The 17943-nt window shown below is 41.2% G+C and carries 11 protein-coding genes and 2 pseudogenes; 10 read left to right on the forward strand and 3 right to left on the reverse strand.

Translation table 11 applies throughout. The annotated features are described in order from the left end of the window. Positions 1-6: 6 nt before the first annotated feature. The 7 genes from FIS9605_RS38530 to FIS9605_RS0128655 all read left to right on the forward strand — a co-directional run bounded on the left by FIS9605_RS38530 (position 7) and on the right by FIS9605_RS0128655 (position 9573). Positions 7-1272, forward strand: coding sequence for a hypothetical protein (locus FIS9605_RS38530; protein WP_051470167.1), 1266 nt, complete (start codon positions 7-9; stop codon positions 1270-1272). Positions 1273-1607: 335 nt separating this feature from the next. Further along, positions 1608-3299, forward strand: a complete 1692-nt coding sequence (locus FIS9605_RS0128625) for a phosphoenolpyruvate carboxykinase (RefSeq protein WP_026735641.1) — start codon at positions 1608-1610, stop codon at positions 3297-3299. Between the two features lie 217 nt (positions 3300-3516). Next, positions 3517-4707: a DegT/DnrJ/EryC1/StrS family aminotransferase gene (locus FIS9605_RS0128635; protein ID WP_051470168.1), complete on the forward strand. Its 1191-nt coding sequence runs from the start codon at positions 3517-3519 to the stop codon at positions 4705-4707. 129 nt (positions 4708-4836) lie between these two features. Then, positions 4837-5547, forward strand: coding sequence for a glycosyltransferase family 25 protein (locus FIS9605_RS0128640; RefSeq protein ID WP_026735643.1), 711 nt, complete (start codon positions 4837-4839; stop codon positions 5545-5547). Positions 5548-5705: 158 nt separating this feature from the next. Then, positions 5706-7061, forward strand: coding sequence for a glycosyltransferase family 4 protein (locus tag FIS9605_RS38535; RefSeq protein ID WP_051470169.1), 1356 nt, complete (start codon positions 5706-5708; stop codon positions 7059-7061). Positions 7062-7389: 328 nt separating this feature from the next. Continuing rightward, entirely contained in the window at positions 7390-8379 is a 990-nt protein-coding gene (locus FIS9605_RS0128650; RefSeq protein ID WP_026735644.1) for an aspartate carbamoyltransferase catalytic subunit, read from the forward strand. Positions 8380-9207: 828 nt separating this feature from the next. Next, positions 9208-9573, forward strand: coding sequence for a hypothetical protein (locus FIS9605_RS0128655; protein ID WP_026735645.1), 366 nt, complete (start codon positions 9208-9210; stop codon positions 9571-9573). Between the two features lie 682 nt (positions 9574-10255). Here FIS9605_RS0128655 and FIS9605_RS0128660 read toward each other — a convergent pair. After that, on the reverse strand, positions 10256-12697 hold the full coding sequence (locus tag FIS9605_RS0128660) for a hypothetical protein (RefSeq protein WP_231510495.1): 2442 nt from the start codon (positions 12695-12697) through the stop codon (positions 10256-10258). A gap of 308 nt (positions 12698-13005) precedes the next feature. Between FIS9605_RS0128660 and FIS9605_RS46230 the strand changes: the two are divergent. The 3 genes and pseudogenes from FIS9605_RS46230 to purT form a co-directional block, all read left to right on the forward strand. Beyond that, positions 13006-13254, forward strand: a pseudogene (locus FIS9605_RS46230) (ArsR/SmtB family transcription factor); the annotation flags it as partial. 138 nt (positions 13255-13392) lie between these two features. Next, a pseudogene (locus tag FIS9605_RS45575) lies at positions 13393-13866 on the forward strand (Clp protease N-terminal domain-containing protein); the annotation flags it as partial. Positions 13867-14138: 272 nt separating this feature from the next. Then, positions 14139-15329 carry a formate-dependent phosphoribosylglycinamide formyltransferase gene (gene purT / locus FIS9605_RS0128670; RefSeq protein WP_026735648.1) on the forward strand — a complete coding sequence of 397 codons (1191 nt, stop codon included), beginning with the start codon at positions 14139-14141 and terminating at the stop codon, positions 15327-15329. A 130-nt stretch (positions 15330-15459) separates the two neighbouring features. Here the strand turns inward: purT and FIS9605_RS0128675 are convergent, their stop codons facing one another. Both FIS9605_RS0128675 and FIS9605_RS0128680 read right to left on the reverse strand, forming a co-directional pair. Further along, the gene (locus tag FIS9605_RS0128675; protein ID WP_026735649.1) at positions 15460-16875 is read right to left on the reverse strand and encodes a cytochrome c biogenesis protein; all 1416 of its coding nucleotides are present in this window, start codon (positions 16873-16875) and stop codon (positions 15460-15462) included. A 144-nt stretch (positions 16876-17019) separates the two neighbouring features. After that, positions 17020-17751, reverse strand: coding sequence for a cytochrome c biogenesis protein CcdA (locus FIS9605_RS0128680; RefSeq protein ID WP_026735650.1), 732 nt, complete (start codon positions 17749-17751; stop codon positions 17020-17022). Between the last annotated feature and the right edge of the window lie 192 nt (positions 17752-17943).

Here is a 17943-nt window from a genome sequence, read left to right on the forward strand (position 1 = left end):
ATTATTATGACACACAAAATTTCTCTAAGACAGCCCAGAATTATCATTAATGCGATCGCTGGTGTTATCACCTTGTTAGCTGCGGTAACGGCTGTCAGAAGTGACAATCCTAAGGCTAAAACACTTGCTTGGATTGTGGCTGTAAGCAGTGCCGCTATTGGGGTAGTCAATGAAGCCAGTTCTCATCTGTATGAAGACAATGCTAATAATCAGATAGATGCTTTTATTAAACCCAGGGATAAGAAAATTGCTGAATTGACTGGGGAAGTGGAGATAAAACGTGGAAAATTAAGACAAGCGCAGTCAGCTAACAAGAAATTGTTAGAGACAATCGCCAAACTTAAATTTGAATTAGAAAGTTATCAAAGTAAAACAGAGGAAGAAAAGCTATTTGCTGATGCTATTTTAGATACATTTGTAGTCAAGATCAAAGAATTGTTGAGCGTACAAGTAGAAGAAACTATTGAAAATTTGAAAAACTCAGTAGATGCTAATATCCGGCAAATTCAAGATGAACGTATTCTAACTAAATTGAATAAATTTAAGAGTGAAATTGAGATTAGATCTGTAAATTACAAAGTTTGGATAGCAAATATTGAATGCAATAGAAGCCTTGATTTTGTGAATGATACTATAGAGGTTTTCAATCAAATTCATAATGAGTTAGCAACTTTAAAAGTTAAATTCATCAGAACTTTAGGTGTGAGTGAACGCTTAAAATTTCAGAGGATTCTCAATCAAGAAAAATCCAAAGGCGCATTATTTCAATTAGTAAATGCTCACAAGGGTAATTATGATGATGTAATGGCAAAACTAGAAGGTTCGGAGCAAATAGCAGCGAAGAACGAGCAATACATAAAACACATCATCGCAGAATTGGAAAAGGCTATGGAGCGACTAGCTCAAAAAGATGAAGAAATCAAAGCTCTCAAACGCCCTCAATACTGGTCTACACCAACTCGCGATGACCTATGGGTAGCAAATATCATCATTGGTTATTTTGAACAGTTAGGAATTATCTTAGACCGCGCTCATAGTGATTACGAACAGTGGCAAGCAAATCTAGGTTTTCACATTGACCGAAATACTCGTTTAATTAGGGCTAAAGACCTCAACGAACACTCTGATAAGATCAAACAGTTAGCTCAAATCCTCAACACACCTGAGTTCAAATTTGATAATGAATTAGGACTGATGACTGTTTGGGTAGAAATATCCAAGAAACCTGCAAAGGAAAAAAGTCCACTAGATGAGTGTAAAAACTCAGTTTAAGTAAGTTGACAAACCTACCTCAACAGTAGGAAAAATAGCTCGTTCCTCACAAGTTCCTCACATTCTTTTCATAGTCTAGTAATAAATTGAATTAAAAATGCGATTTAAATTTTCTGCAACCAACTGCATTCCGCATCCCCTGCTGTTGCATTGTGATATTGGGACATGGGCCGCAGAAATAGCACTAATAGTATGGGACAAGGTGAAGGGACAAAGGGAAAAGATTTGTAATCATCTTTACCCTTTCCTCAACTAACGCCCGTCAATTTTGTGTTGGTGAAGTACTGCCAGTCTTTGGCTTATTACTACAGCGTTGAATAACAAAAAATGGGACAATGACACAAAATATTTTTGTACAGAGCCGACTTAACCGCGTGCCGCTACCTAACGGTAGTTTAATAGAGTCGGCAACGGCTGAACACAACGTGATGCACAGTAATTTCAGTCTGGAACAGCAAGGCATCCTCAACACAGGCATTGTTTATTGGAATCTTTCGACCCCAGCTCTTTATGAAGAAGCAATTCGCCGGCAAGAGGGGGTAATGGCGCATTTAGGTCCCCTAGTTGTGCGTACTGGTCAGCATACCGGGCGATCGCCAAATGACAAATTCATCGTCCGCGAACCCAGCAGCACTGATCGAGTTTGGTGGGGCAAGGTAAATCATCCCCTCAGCGAGCATCGTTTCGAGGCTCTCTATGCCAGGATGCTGGCATATCTGCAAGGACGAGATTTGTTTATTCAAGACCGTTATGCTGGTGCCGATCCCACCTATCGGCTATCCATTCGCTTCATCACCGAGACAGCATGGCACAGCATCTTTGTCCGCAACCTATTCGTGGGAGCATCGGCGGAGGAACTGGCAAATTTTGTACCTGATTTTACTCTTATTGCTCTACCAAACTTCCAAGCCAGACCAGAGATTGATGGCATCCATTCAGATGTCTTTATTATCTTAAATTTTGCCCGCAAACTAATTTTAATTGGCGGCACCAGCTACGCCGGCGAGATTAAAAAATCGATATTTACAACACTCAACTATCTGTTACCTCTTCATCACGTCTTGCCAATGCACTGTGCTGCTAATGTTGGTCATAGTGATGATATTGCCTTGTTTTTTGGACTTTCAGGTACTGGTAAAACCACGCTTTCCGCTGACCCCAAACGCACATTGATTGGTGATGACGAACATGGCTGGAGCGATCGCGGTATCTTCAATTTTGAGGGTGGCTGCTATGCCAAGTTAATTCGCCTCTCCAAGGAAGCGGAACCGGAAATTTACCAAACAACGCAACGCTTTGGTAGCGTTCTGGAAAATGTTACTGTTGATCCCCTGACCAGGCACTTAGATTTAAATGATGCCAGCCTTACTGAAAATACCCGTGGAGCTTACCCAATTGAATATATCAGTAACGCTAGCCTGACTGGCACAACTGGTCATCCACAAAACATTATTTTCCTGACTGCTGATGCCTTGGGAGTATTGCCACCCATCGCCCAGTTGACTCACGAGCAGGCGATGTATCATTTCTTGAGTGGGTATACAGCGAAGGTAGCTGGCACAGAAAAAGGATTGGGACACGAACCAGAAGCTGTTTTTAGTGCCTGCTTTGGCGCACCCTTTATGGCACTGCACCCTAGTGTTTATGCAAGTTTGCTGGGGCAGAAAATAGAACATCACAAGGTGAAAGTGTGGTTGGTGAATACAGGTTGGACAGGAGGGTTTTATGGTGTGGGAGAACGCATCCCGATCAAGCAAACCCGGGCCATGTTGACAGCAGTACTGAGTGGGGCGCTCAACGAAGTACCGACAACGGTTGATCCAGTGTTTGGTTTACGTGTCCCTGTTCGCTGTCCTGGGGTAGCCGACAAGTTGCTGACTCCTCGTTTGACTTGGAACAATCCTGATGACTATGATGTCCAAGCTTATAAACTTGCAGAAATGTTTGTGGACAACTTTAAGCAGTTTGCAGACGCGGTTGCACCCCAAGTGTTACTAGGCGGACCTCTGATAGGAAAAAGAAAGTAACTGATTTTTCAAAACATCTAGTTTATTGCAGTAAATAATTTAACTCAAACGCCCTCAATACTTAAAGCTAGGCAATGGAGCAAACTAAATTTATGGTGCTAATTGTTCTATCAAATAGTGCTAAGTATTCTGTCAAAAGTGGCAATAAAAGCGGTAATCTTGTAGAAGAGCGGAAAAATATTACCTTACAAAGTGCAATTCTCAAAAGGTTATTTGCATGACTAATATATTCGACCAGTCAGCAGTTACCACTGCTGGTATTCGTCGTGACCATTTCCTGATTTTTGGAGCTCCGGCAATTGAAGACAGTGAGATTCAGGAAGTACTTGCCACGATGGCAAGTGGCTGGTTGGGTACAGGGCCAAAGGTGATGCGCTTTGAAAACGACTTCAAAGCTTACAAAGGTGCTCGGTATGCAGTAGCAGTCAATTCTTGCACCGCTGCTTTACATCTGAGCATGCTGGCTGCCTCCTTAGAACCGGGGGATGAGGTAATTACTACTCCCTTGACTTTTTGTGCCACAGTCAATGCGATTATTCACGCAGGTGCTACACCAGTGCTGGCGGATGTAAACCCAGTGACGATGAATATCGATCCGATGCAGGTAGAGGCTAGGATCACCCCCAAGACAAAGGCAATCGTGCCTGTGCACTTTGCGGGTCGTCCCTGTGATATGGATGCTATTGGTGAGATTGCCGATCGTTACAATTTGAAGGTGATTGAAGACTGTGCCCATGCAGTAGAAACCGAATACAAAGGACGCAAGGCAGGCACTATGGGTGAATTTGGCTGTTTCAGTTTTTATGTCACCAAGAACATTACTACGGGCGAAGGAGGAATGATTCTCACTCGTCGTCAAGAAGATGCTGACCGATTGAAAATACTGGCACTGCACGGCATGAGCAAGGATGCTTGGCAGCGATTTGGTGACGAAGGCTACAAACATTACCAAGTGGTAGAGGCCGGTTTCAAGTACAACATGATGGATTTGCAAGCAGCGATCGGCATCCATCAATTGCAGCGAGTCACGCCCTATTGGCAGCGTCGCCAGGAGATTTGGCAACTCTACAATCAAGCATTTGCTGATTTGCCCATTAGCCTGCCCGCAGCACCAGAGCCTGATACTGTTCATGGCTATCACTTATATACAATTCTTATAGACAAGACTAAAACTGGTATCAGCCGTGACGCTTTCCTGAAAGCAATCCATAGTCAGAACATTGGAGTGGGAGTACATTACCTCAGTATTCCAGAACAGCCGTATTATCAACAAAAGTTTGGATGGCAGCCTGAAGATTATCCCAATGCTATGCGTATCGGACGGCAGACGGTGAGTTTGCCTCTATCAGCAAAGTTGACAGATGCGGATGTAGAGGATGTGATTGCAGCGGTGAAGAGATGCTTATAAAGCAAGTATGGGTGTAAACCTATGCGGTAGCCAAGAATTTAACTGGAAAGAAAAAGATTGGGAGACACGGTTTGCCACAATCTTGGCACAGCAGTTACAGAGTAGACTACAATAAATCCCTGGAAACAAATGAAATTTATAGAGTTTTTTGATCGTATCTACGTTATCAACTTACCTTATAGAGTAGACCGACGCAGAACTATGGAGAAAGAACTGGAGAATGCAGGAATGCCATTTACTCCAGGAAAGGTTGAGCTTTTTGCAGCAATCAGACCAGATAGTGCTACCCCCTTTGAGAAAATAGGATACAAGGGGGCATTTTTAAGTCATTTGTCTGTACTAAAGCTAGCAAGAGAACAAAAGCTTAGTAATGTTTTGATTATGGAAGACGATCTGGTTTTGTCAAATAATTTTCAGCATTATGAGGATGTACTGATCGAGCAACTGCATCAAACCAACTGGGATATTGTGCACTTTGGATACTTTTCTGAAAAAGTCATCAATCCGAATGAAGATATTTTTGCGACACTTCAACCATTATCTACAGAGATAATTGGAGCTCACTTTTACGGAGTAAACAGTAAAGTCTTTGAGCGATTGATTAATTTCTTTGAGTTATCACTAAAGAAACCTCTTGGTCATCCTGACGGTGGTCCGATATCACCAGATGGAGTTTATAATATCTTCCAATCACAACATTCAGATATCGTTAGGCTAATTTCAATTCCAAGTTTTGGAGATCAGCGGAGTTCACGTAGTGATGTTACTCCAAAATGGTTTGATCGAATACCTCTTCTAAAACAAATTGCAAGTGTCATGAGGACATTGCTGAAGAAGTAGTAATTGCTCTGAATATGCTGTTATTAGGGTGTTGTTAACATCTTATAAACAGATTAATTATCAATAATTTCAAATTATTGCAACTGAATCTTTATTTTTGCAACACAACCAATAATTATTCTTATAAACGTACTATACAAATCCTTTCTGGAGTTAGTATGGTTCAAACAAATGAAAAACCTCGTCAAGAATCGCTACGGGTGGTTATTGTTACCGAAAACGTATCGTTGCGGATGAGCGGAGAGACAAGCGTCCCATACTATTATTTTAAACTTATGCAAGCCCGCGGTCATGATGTCTGGATGGTTTGCCACGCCCGCACTAGGGATGAACTGCGAGAGATCTTTTCAGAGGAGATGTTCAAAAAAATTAGCTTTGTAGAAGATAATTGGCTGCAAGTCGCGATCTATAAGATGGGGCAGTTGTTTCCCTATCGAATAGAGGATTTGATTTTTGGCCAGATGATACACCTAATTACCCAATGGCAAGCTCGTTCGCGGGTAAAGCAACTCATCAAAGAACATCATATTTCCATTGTCTTTGAACCCACGCCCATTACTCCTAAAGGGCTAAGTTTCATGTACGATTTGGGCGTACCAGTCGCGATCGGACCGATGTGTGGTGGCTTAGAACTTCCTCCGGCGTTTCGCTATATGGACTCTCCCTTTACTCATTTCTTTATAGAAGCAGCCCGCTTTTTATCTTGGATTGGACACCGTTTAGTACCTGGGAAATTAAAGGCTGATGTGTTACTCGTTGGCAACCAACGTACAGCCAAGGCTTTACCTCAAGGATACAGAGGTAAGGTGTATGAAGTGGTTGAAAGTGGGGTTGATCTTTCTCGTTGGAAGGGAATGAAAGCGAGAGAACCTCAGCCGGATCAGCCAGTTCGATTTGTTTTCTGCGGACGAATGGTGGATTGGAAAGGGGCACAGTTCTTAGTTGAAGCCTTTAAGCCGGTGGTAGAACAGACAAACTCTGTGCTGGAGTTGATTGGTGATGGCGAACTCAAAGAGTCGATTGAAGCACGGGTTAAAGAATTAGGAATTCAAGACTCTGTAAACTTTCATGGTCGTATTCCTATTCAAGAGTGTATGAAGCTTTTCTGTGAAAGCGATGTCTATGTCATGCCTTCCCTACGAGAATGTGGCGGACTGGCATTATTAGAAGCGATGTCTGTCGGTTTGCCCGTTATTGCTGCTAAATGGGCGGGTCCGGTTGAATATTTGAATGATACTTGTAGCATTCTTGTCGAACCATCCTCTCAAGAAGACTTCATTAACGGTTTTGCTAAGGCAATGATTACTTTAGCTAAATCACCAGAACAACGCCGTTGTCTAGGTGAAGGAAGTACACGACGGGTGACACAGAATTATTTTGACTGGGAATCTAAGACGGAACGTGTCCTCGAAATTTTAAAAGAAACAGTTGCTTTAGCCTCTTCTAAAGTTCTCAAGAAAGTTTCTGAATTCACAGAAGTTCGTGAGAAGGACGGATTAATCCATCCCAACTAATGCGAATATTTTTAGAAATTTGCTATTCCTTATCCAGAGAGATTGAACAAAGTCACAGGGGCTAACACTAGCCCTTGTCTCGAAAATAGGGATTGGGGATCGGGAATCGGGGATTGAGAATTGGAAGAAAACCCCTTGCCGATGCCCATTTCCCCATGGCCATCTTTCAAGACAGATGTGAATATCTCATACTTTGTACTTCAGCCTTTATATAAGCTGGTATCTATTGTGATATTGATCAGATGGTAATATTTCCTCTGCATATGTAAATTAAAAAACTGTAGAGTCGCGTAAACGTAGCTACTCTACAAAAATCTAATAACTGTTTATGCCGACTACTAATTGGACTCGCCACCACGTTCTTACACTCGCTGACTTTACCCCAGCTGAATACGACATCGTACTGCAAACCGCCGCCAGTTTTCAGGAGGTGCTATCACGGCGGACAAAGAAAGTGCCAACTTTACAGGGACAGGTGGTGGCAAATTTATTTTTTGAACCTTCCACTCGCACTCGTAGCAGCTTTGAGCTTGCTGCCAAGCGCCTCTCGGCAGATACGCTGAACTTCGCCTCTGCTACCTCTTCGATGACTAAAGGAGAGACTATTCTAGATACGGCCAAGACCTATTTGGCGATGGGAACTGATATAATGGTCATTCGCCATCGGGAGGCGGGAGTACCCAATGCGATCGCCGAGGAAATGGATCGTTTAGGTGTAAAAGTTAGCGTTCTCAACGCTGGTGATGGTCAACACGAGCATCCTTCTCAAGCTTTGCTAGACTTATTTACTATCTGTACTCTGCTCGATCCAGATTACCCCCATCTGGAACTTCTTAAAGATAAAAAGATTGCTATTGTTGGGGATATTCTGCATTCACGTGTAGCGCGATCAAATATTTGGAGTTTCACCGCTAGTGGTGCAGAACTGCATTTAGCAGCACCACCCACTTTATTACCGAGATTATTTGCGGACTATGGCAAAAATAGGCCAGGTAAACTTTTTCTCCATTGGGAATTAGAACCTGCTTTAAGGGATGCTGATTTTGTCATGACCTTGCGTTTGCAAAAAGAACGCATGACAGTACATTTGTTACCTTCTTTACGAGAATATCATCAGTTGTTTGGGCTCACACGTTCAAAACTGCAACTGTGCAAGCCCAATGTCAAAGTTTTGCATCCCGGCCCGGTAAATCGTGGTGTCGAAATTAGCTCTGACTTAATGGATGACCCAGAATTTAGCCTGATTCAGAACCAAGTTACCAGCGGTGTCGCCGTGCGTATGGCGCTACTATATTTGCTAGGGAGTGGGAAGACTTGATACTCCCGCGGCCAAGTAGTGGACGTAGTTAAATATAAGATAAAACTTTTGTTCGTAGTGTAGACGCCCGTCAAGGCGGCTTCCCGTGGGGTAGGATTTATCGCTCTAGGCAAGGGTTTAAAGCGGCTCAAGCCCTTACTACGAGCTTTTATTTAATTGAGTCTTTCTACTTTATAAAAATATCGCTGCCGCTCGTTTTTATAAAAAGCCGTGGAATTCTTGGATCGTTGAACTCCACTCTAGTTTTGCATGATACTGCAATTTTTCTACTACTCTCCTCTTGTATGGAAATGTGCAAATTACTGTTTTATATCGGGTACGGGGTTCTATAGCTGTGATTTTACTGTCGGAATCAAAAATGATAAAAGTGTCATTATATACATATGTATCCTTGTAATGTATGTGACTAAATCTCAATTTAAAAAAACACCACATCACTGTAATATTACTGTAAAGACAGATATTTTTTTTACACAAAAAAACTTATTCGCAAAAAGCTGTATTAGTATGTAAATACACAGTGAATTTACTTAAGTTTGTGTTTTGAATTACTTAAGTAATTTGACTGCTTACAATAGCTGTGCAGGCTATGATGACAAAGAATTTACTTCTTCTCTTTGTTGGCATGACGTCTGTGTTGATACTAAAAAGTGCCATCGCTGTCATGTATGGTATGCAAAGTTAATATTTAGAAAAGTTACTTTTGACACCACAGTATTTACAAAGAGAGAAGAAAAACTTACGGGAGTTAGTTATTTTTACTACTCCTGATGTCACAGCAAGGCACGGCACAATCAACGTAATTTTGTGTAACTAAGGAGCATTTCAATGCAATTCAACAAAAAACTAGCTATTATCCTGGCTGCTGCTTCTGCTAGTGTTCTTGGTTTTGGTTCCATTGCTTCTGCTGGTGAAGGTGGTGCTGCTGCTGCCACTTCCTTTACTGTTACAGGTGGTGAGGTAACAGGTGGTGCTGCTGCTGGTGCTGTTGGTAAACAGAACGCTGGTGCTTATGCTACTAATAATGGCTCTAGCAACACAGCCGGTGCTATAGGAACTGCTGGTACGTTAGATATAAATGGAAGCAATATTAACGCCGGCGTAGAGGCAACTAACAGACTGGGAACTGCACAAGCTAACGGTTTAGAGAATGACGTTACAACTCCCCTTGGTACTGATAGCATCGAGCAGTAATCATCTACTTAACTAACAGCGTTTTTCACCTTCGCTGCTAGAAGCCTTCTGTTTTCTAAAGGTGGATTAGGAAGAAGATGATTAGGGGGTAAAAAGTGCATCTCGACCAATATCAGGGGTCAGACTGATGTGGCAGTAGGATGCTAACCACCCTAACCTGTTCTGTTTGTATTTTTCACTCAGAGATGCAAGGCAATGCCTTGCGTCTCTTACTTATCATATCAATATATATTAACAAATGTCAGTATAAAGTCACACAAAGCTCGGTTTGTAGCGATCGCTTTAGCGCCAACTACCAACCCCTCAAATCAAAACACAGATCCCCGACTTCTTAGAGGATGCAGCTGGCGAATCAGGGGTGAAACCCCTCATCAACGATTTTTCGTTATCCCACCAAATGTAGAGACGCGCCATGGCGCGTCTCTACAAACCAAATTGTGGGCGAATGAGGGGTCAGACCTACCATTCGCCAGCTGTATCCTTAGAGAAGTTGAGGATCTTACTCCTCTTTTGTCACTTTGGGAGAATCCAATAGCCCAAACGGTTACGGGGCTTTAGTTTCCACTTTTTGTCTATAAATTTTAGTTTTTATTAGAAAATAAAGCCTCAAACCTTGATTAAATCAAAGTCTGGTGAATTTGGCTGAGATTATTGTTTTCCGAGAGTGACAAAACAGGGTTACTCATAGATTTCCTCTTAAGAAAATTGTAAACACGTTATCAGTGAACCCCAATTCATTTCCCGAAGGGTCACTTCCCAAGCGATACTCATTGTTAGCCCAAGACACGCTTAGTGTTGGACTATTCCTGTTATTACCCAATTTCAATACCGCCCCAGCTCCATAGCGAGAGCGGGTAGAATTTTCATTAATGGGAGTGTAATATGCAGAGATGCGAAAATTATCACTCAAGCTAATTGCCAAATCTGCTATCAATGTATTCTCAGTAGAATAGGGTAAAACATCGCCCACGTAATTGAGTAACCCCAGGGAAATAGATCCAATGTTAGCCTTAGCTGCGAAGGTGAGTGAATTTACCGTATCATTCTGGTGATTGTCTCGGTCAATGGCATAATTGAACCCAGAAGATAGAACGAAATTAGCATTCCGACTGAGGGAGATTGTTTTACTAACACCACCTAGCACGTTACTATAGTAGTCCTTGTCTGGGTTTAGATAGGCGATCGCACCTCCTGAAAATGTCCATCCATTTCCGGTACTCTTGTTAATATCTACGCCAAGATAAGCCTTCATTTCTTCTGTCGCAATCACACCAGTATAATATTGGAAAATATTTTTTGTGCCTGTAATATTGCCAGTGAAGCTAACATGAGGTACATAATTCGTGGTTTCTCTGTGTTTGATAGTTGTAATATAGTTAGCTTCTTGGTTAAACAACTTGACATATATTTGAGCGTAAAAATTATTCAAATTTGCTGTAGAAAAACTTTCATCATTGACAACAGAAAGAAAACTTATATCACTATTAGAACTAGAACCCCCTTCTGCACCGTCAGTAAATATCACTTCCGGAGGACTAATTGTTTCATAACGACCGTTAATAGAATAACTACGCTTAATTACTGGCGAAGCCCCTATCCAGATACCATTAAAACTACCAGGAGGAACTTGATTTAAGTTTTGCAAATTTTCTGGCGGATGTTTAGCTTTACCGATACCAGCATAATAAAAAGTCAAACTATTAGCGGGTAGTCGCACATTATTAGCCGCAAAAAATAAATTATTGTTGACATTGAATTTACGCTTTGACCCTGGTTTTAATTGTGGTATTGCATCAGGCAACAATAAATTTCCTAATTGTAAAGCAGAATTCAACAGGGTATTTTCATCGTTTAAAACTAAACCAAAACCGCGCACCGTGCGACCAATTACAGCTTCACTGTCATTGGCTTTGACAATTTGGCGCACGGTAGAATAAAGTGCTACGGGTGTATTCTGAATTTCTTCACTTCTGGTGACGGTTGTTTTATCCCCTTGGCGATTACCGAGTAAAGCACCTGTTTTTGGGAAGAAAAAATCTACACCAACAGCTTGACTATTTACTCCATTCTGATAGCCTGGTTCCTGAATTGCTGCCAATGATTCTGCTGTTAATACTTCCCCTAAGTTAGAAGATTGTGTTATTTGTCTTGGGATTAAGGAATCCGGATCGATGCTATTTCTGTCAGTTGCCACACCAGGAGTATATGTACATATATCTTCTGGATTCTTATCTGGAAATATACAGGAAGCTGTCAAGCTTAACTGTAATTCTGTACCCAATAAAGTCTGAGGTTCTTTTAGCGAAACGGTAATTTCTCTTGATTTTGTTACTGTTCGCAGTTGTAAGTAATCTCCTGCTAAATCTAGCGTTAAAATTTTATCTTTGCTCAAATTTTGTTCAATTTGATTGTTGAGTTTTATAACACCATTCACATTGAAATTAGTATTTTGAGCATCGCCAAAACTAGCACTTGTAATTATTTCTGCGCCTGTTAAATGGTTAATGAATGTATCATTCAACGGGATGGTTGTAGTCAAGGGACTAACTTTCTTCTTGTCTACACCCCGGGGAGGAATAATATATTTTGGATCTTTGTGGGAAGTATCTCGCGGCTTTTCTTGTGTAGCCTGTTTATCTAGTTCTGCAACGAGAGGTAGGTTATTCGCTGAATGAAGTTTTGGGGATATTTGCTTGGTTTGCAATTCTAACACTGTAGGTTGTGGTTGCAGTTCGGGGGAACTAAATTCAGGTTTTCCAATGTGATCGGGATTACAAGGTTTTCCTAGGCGTTTCTTTTGTTCTAAATCTATGACTTTAGTAAATTCTGGTTGTCCAATGTTGCTAGGAATACAAGATTCCGCAGTGTTAATTTTCTGTTCTAAATCTGCAACCTTTGTTTGCGGAAGGGGAATACTGTTTAATTCTGGCTGTGCTGCTAAAGTTTCCGGTTCAGCAATTGGCGCGGGAACTTCTGCTTCTGGCGTTACTGGATTCTCGGAAGACAGATTGGACGGCAATTCCGCTTTACTCGCATTGTTTAGACTATCCCAGTTCTGTGCATCTGTTTGTGCCCAAGTTGCTTTAGGAATAAAAACGGCTGTGGAAGTAAAACATAATGCCAACTTTAATTTATTAGTAACAGCAATCATTAATGTGATGTAATTATTTTGACAAATATTTGCCAATTCACTGTTACTAAACAGTTCTGCTGATTCCGTATATTTTTTACTACAAGCGTTGGTTTTTACAGTATCTTTACTTATAAAGAAGCATTTTTTATACTTTTATCAAAAAATAAATTACCCAGTAGGGTGTGTTAACGCGACAGCGTAACGCACCCTACAACCATTGGTTGGATATTGTTTGAATTGGAAGTCCCTAATATGAATATTGATTTGTCTATTCTACGTATTTCTGTTATTCTAGAATTATGGAAATAAACGATACGGCTCGATATGCAGATATCTTTGCTGCATTGGGGTCGGAGCCAAGATTGGAAATAATGCGACTGCTGTTTGCAGCTTATCCGGACGGGATGACTGTAGGTGAGATTCAGGAAAAGCTAAAAATTCCGAACTCAACCTTATCTCATCATTTGGAGAAACTGCGGATTGAGGGATTAGTGAATTGCCAAAAAGAAAAGCAATTTCTGCGGTACTCAGCGAACGCTGAGACGATGGAGGATTTGCTGGCTTTTTTATCGACAGGGAGAACTAAAAGCGAACTCTTTCGCAACGTCTCCAACGAAAGCACCCTCGAAGCAGTCAACAATACATCGACGCAGGAAGGGTTTATGTTTGAAAAATTTTTTGAGTCTATATTTGAAAAACTCTTTGGGTTTGTATCTGACAAATTCAGTCTTAAAGGTTTTGAAAGATTCACCCAAAAAGCGATTACAGCCATCTTGTTTGCCCAAGGTGAATCTCGCCGCTTGGGACATGGATATGTTGGTACTGAACAGCTTTTAGTAGGATTAGTTGGAGAAGGTAGCGGCTTTGCGTCTCAGTTTCTCACCTCTGTAGGGGTAAACTTGGAAAATGTAAAGATTGAGGAAGAAAAAATTGTTGGCAGAGGTAGAGGATTAACGCCTGTAGATATTCCCTTCACACCTAGAGCTAAGCAAGTGTTAGAACTAGCGGTTGAAGAGTCACGACAACTCGGTCACAACTATATTGGTACAGAACATTTGCTATTAGGTATTCTCCGTGAGGGAGGGGGAGCAGCAATTAGGATTTTGCAAAATCTGGGGGTAGACTTAGTTTCTTTGGAACAAAGACTGCGGAGAGGTTTGACATGAACTACCTCTGATAACTTGGTAGGGCTTTGCGTAAAAGAGTGGCAGTTTTAAACGCAGAGGAACGCAAAGTGAACGCGGAGGGGCGCAGAGTCTTTCCAAATTTAATTCGTTACGAATTTGTGCAATGTTGTATTTAGCGTTTACATAGTCGATAATAAATAGCTCCAGAAATTGCTAGTACAGTTGGTTAAAAAACTCTTCAACAGATTTTTGTACCACAAAATAAATCTATAATCACAAAGGCGCAGAGTACGCAGAAACTGAAAATGAAGAAATTAACAGATAATTCAATCAAGCTGCCACAAAAATTGATGTTGTTGGGTTCGGGAGAACTGGGTAAAGAATTTGTAATTGCTGCTCAGCGCCTTGGTAATTATGTAATTGCTGTTGATCGCTATGAAAATGCCCCAGCGATGCAAGTTGCTGATGATTCCGAAGTAATTTCGATGTTAAGTGCTGATGATTTAGAAAGAATTGTTAACAAGCATCAGCCGGATTTCATCATTCCAGAAATTGAAGCTATTAAAACAGAAAAATTGCTGGAATTTGAAGAACGGGGAATTACAGTTATCCCGACAGCAGCGGCGACTAACTATACAATGAATCGAGACAGAATTAGGGAACTTGCTCATAAACAGTTAGGCATCAGAACTGCAAAATATGGTTATGCCTCCACTTTAGAAGAGTTGGTTGCTGTTTCTGATGAAATTGGTTTTCCCAATGTTGTCAAACCTGTAATGTCCTCTTCTGGTAAAGGACAATCTGTAGTCAAAGATCAAGGAGAAGTTGAGAAAGCCTGGAATTATGCGATCGCAGGTTCTAGGGGTGACACTCAGAAAGTAATCGTTGAAGAATTTATTGATTTTGAAGTTGAGATTACTTTACTGACGATTAAGCAGTGGAATGAACCGACTTTATTCTGTCTTCCTATTGGTCATCGTCAAGAAAGAGGAGATTACCAGGAATCTTGGCAACCAGCAGGAATTTCGGAACAAATGACATCGCAAGCGCAGGCGATCGCCAAAAAAGTGACTGATGCTTTGGGAGGGGCTGGAATCTTTGGAGTTGAATTTTTTATTACCAAAGATGAAGTCATTTTTTCTGAACTTTCACCTAGACCCCACGATACGGGAATGGTAACGTTAATCTCGCAAAATCTCAATGAATTTGAACTGCATTTAAGAGCAATTTTAGGTTTGCCAATTCCGCATATAGAACAGTTGGGGCCTTCTGCAAGTGCTGTGATTTTAGCTTCAGAAAAGTTAGATGCAATTGTTTATACAGGAATAGCAGAGGCTTTGTCAGAAAAAGATGTAGATATTAAGCTATTTGGTAAACCTAATGCCCATCCATATCGACGTATGGGGGTAGCTTTAGCTAAAGGAAGCAACATTCAACAAGCGCGGGAAAAAGCTATAGCAGCTGCAAGTAAAATCAAACTTGAAAGTAGGGCTTAGGGACTATCCCTGTCAAAGTACAACCCTCAACATCAAGTTTTCTTTGTGTCTTAGTGTCTTGGTGGTTCAAAAATAAATTTTATTAACCACCAAGACACTAAGACACCAAGTAAAATCACAAAGAGATAATTTAAGCGATCGCTTTTTCCTCTTCCTTATCTTTTGACTCAGAACTCAGTTGATCGAATATTTCCAACATCTCTCGTTCAAATCCTACCTGAGCGCGATTCGTTTTGCCACCCACGTACAGACGACCATCTGTTTGCAAAGCCCAAATTTGGGAGTGGGAGAAGTAACTCATCATCACACCCAGCATCAGCAAGGCAAACCCCGCATAGACAATGGGTACTCCTGGATCGGCTTTAATTTGCAAGCCAGTACTGCCAATTAATTCCAGAACAGTCAACTTGACACCATTAACTTGGGTAGACATGCCATTACGCACAGTGTCAACCAGTTCGCCTTTGCTGTCGTAAATTAACATCATGCCTTGCAAATCCTTAACCACCAAGGAGACTCCCTCACTTAAATCTGTTTTTGTCGGAATCCAGGTTCCCCAGATGCGTCCCTTGCCATTGGTGTTTAATGATGCCATTGGTAGTTGGAAAACTGGGCTATTGTTTACACGCACTTTTACAGCAGCAATTCCCCAGTCTGTTTGATAAAAAGTCAGACCTTGATAACGCAGAGGTTGATTCACAAAAATAGTTTTATGGTCAATCTCCCGATCTTCTTTATTCACAACAGACAAGTCTGAATAAAACTGGTCAATACTGCCGGTAGGAGTATAGTCAATCCAAAAACGATTGACGCGCACAGACCAATCTTTATTAGTTGGTAGTGTTGCCCAAGGGCCGGCATCAATAATATTTTTCACCTGAAATGTATTGCCACTGGGAACCATTTCTTGGGCCATAAACCCAGTCATTGCTCCCCAAATTGACCCCAAGAGAATTACTACAATACCTATATGTACAATAATTGGGCCGATGCGTCCAATTATTCCCTTACGGGCATAAAGAATATTGCCTTTTTCTTGAAAAACTTTATAGCGGCGATTCTGTAATATTTGCGTCAGGTTTTGTAGAGACGCGGAATTTGACGTTTGGTTATCTATTTCTGCACTCAACGCGAGTTTTGTAAATTGCCGGGGTTTGTCGTAAAACTTCCAGCGACGGGCGGCTTTTAAAGCTGGTAACTGACGGGTAAAAGTACAAGCAGTTAAGCTAGTGCCAAAAAAGATAAGTAAGGACAAAAACCACCAAGTACGATATACGTGATCTAAGCCCAGAGTTAAAATAACTTTCCAACTTAGAAAGCCAAATAGAGCTGGGTGTTCTGGGTAGTTTGCTTGATAAAAGGATAGTGATTGACCTTGTTCAATTACCGTACCGCTAATGCTGAAGAGGGCGATGAGAAGTAGTAGGGCGATCGCCAAGCGTAAATCCGTCAATACAGGCAAAAAATCCTGTCGCAAAACCTGCCCGACAACTGACCACCAATTTGATTTTTCTGAAGCTGAATTATTTGTGTTATCTAAAGTCATTTGAATTACTAAAATAAACTGTTAGTAGTTGGTAGTTAGTAGTTAGTAGTTGGTGGTTGGTAGTTAGTGGTGGGTGATTATTCCCCTTTTACCTTTTACCTTTCCGCCTTTTCCCACTATCTACTAACCACTATCTACTAACTCTTAAAAAGGAATCCGAGAAATCAGAGAAAAAACACCAAATCCTACTAACAATACTCCACTAATTGGGTTAATCCAACCAGACCAACGACGCAATTCTAATATTTTTTTAATAGAAGCAGTAAATGTACCTGCCAAGATTAAGGGTGCTACATAACCTGCTGTATAGGAAATTAGCAGCATTCCGCCTAAAATTAGGTCTTGCGTATTGGCAACCCAACCCAGTAAGCTGGCTAAAACTGGTGTGCTGCAAGGAGAGGCTACTAAACCAAAACTTAGACCGATTGCATAGGCTCGCACTCCTTGGGGTAATTCTTGAGAAATCCACTCAGTACCTCCAAAAGAAGGCATTTGCAAGGGCAAGGCCTCCAATAAATTCAGACCCATCAAAATAGCAATAATACTGACAATAATTGGCAAACCAATTCCGATTTGCCCATAGACTCTTCCGACTAAAGCTGCTACCACTCCTAAGCTTGCTAGCGTAGTTGCCAATCCCAAAGCAAACCAAGTAGACTGGGCAGCTGCTTGCAGGCGGTTTTTCGCTTCATAGCCACCAATGTAACCGATGGTGATAGGCAACATAGACAGCATACAGGGTGTGAGACTAGTGAGCAACCCAGCAACAAATATGATACCGATGCTCAATAAACTCAGATGCGTCAGCTGATTGGAAACAAGGGAATTAGCGAATTGTTCGAGTTCGTATAGTTGAGTTTGCAGAGTTTCAAACATGAGTTACATAGAAGGGAAAATCCTTGAACTGCTCGAATTTTAGCTTAAATTGCGTTTTGGGGTGGGAGCGAAAGCTTTTAATTCCATTCGCAATTCTAATAGTTGATAAAAGAGTGGTAAGAGAACGATGTGAAAGTTGTTAGTGATACATTAAACTCTTGGATATGCCCCTAAATCCACGGCAATCGCTAC

The organism is Fischerella sp. PCC 9605, assembly GCF_000517105.1.
Taxonomy (GTDB): domain Bacteria; phylum Cyanobacteriota; class Cyanobacteriia; order Cyanobacteriales; family Nostocaceae; genus PCC9605.

What these genes read in the sequence shown, in the direction of transcription:
- FIS9605_RS0128675 (WP_026735649.1), bottom strand. Translation starts at nt 16,875, where the DNA reads ATGACTTTAGATAACACAAATAATTCAGCTTCAGAAAAATCAAATTGG.
- FIS9605_RS0128655 (WP_026735645.1), top strand. Translation starts at nt 9,208, where the DNA reads ATGCAATTCAACAAAAAACTAGCTATTATCCTGGCTGCTGCTTCTGCT.
- purT (WP_026735648.1), top strand. Translation starts at nt 14,139, where the DNA reads ATGAAGAAATTAACAGATAATTCAATCAAGCTGCCACAAAAATTGATG.
- FIS9605_RS0128635 (WP_051470168.1), top strand. Translation starts at nt 3,517, where the DNA reads ATGACTAATATATTCGACCAGTCAGCAGTTACCACTGCTGGTATTCGT.
- FIS9605_RS0128680 (WP_026735650.1), bottom strand. Translation starts at nt 17,751, where the DNA reads ATGTTTGAAACTCTGCAAACTCAACTATACGAACTCGAACAATTCGCT.
- FIS9605_RS38535 (WP_051470169.1), top strand. Translation starts at nt 5,706, where the DNA reads ATGGTTCAAACAAATGAAAAACCTCGTCAAGAATCGCTACGGGTGGTT.
- FIS9605_RS38530 (WP_051470167.1), top strand. Translation starts at nt 7, where the DNA reads ATGACACACAAAATTTCTCTAAGACAGCCCAGAATTATCATTAATGCG.
- FIS9605_RS0128640 (WP_026735643.1), top strand. Translation starts at nt 4,837, where the DNA reads ATGAAATTTATAGAGTTTTTTGATCGTATCTACGTTATCAACTTACCT.
- FIS9605_RS0128625 (WP_026735641.1), top strand. Translation starts at nt 1,608, where the DNA reads ATGACACAAAATATTTTTGTACAGAGCCGACTTAACCGCGTGCCGCTA.
- FIS9605_RS0128650 (WP_026735644.1), top strand. Translation starts at nt 7,390, where the DNA reads ATGCCGACTACTAATTGGACTCGCCACCACGTTCTTACACTCGCTGAC.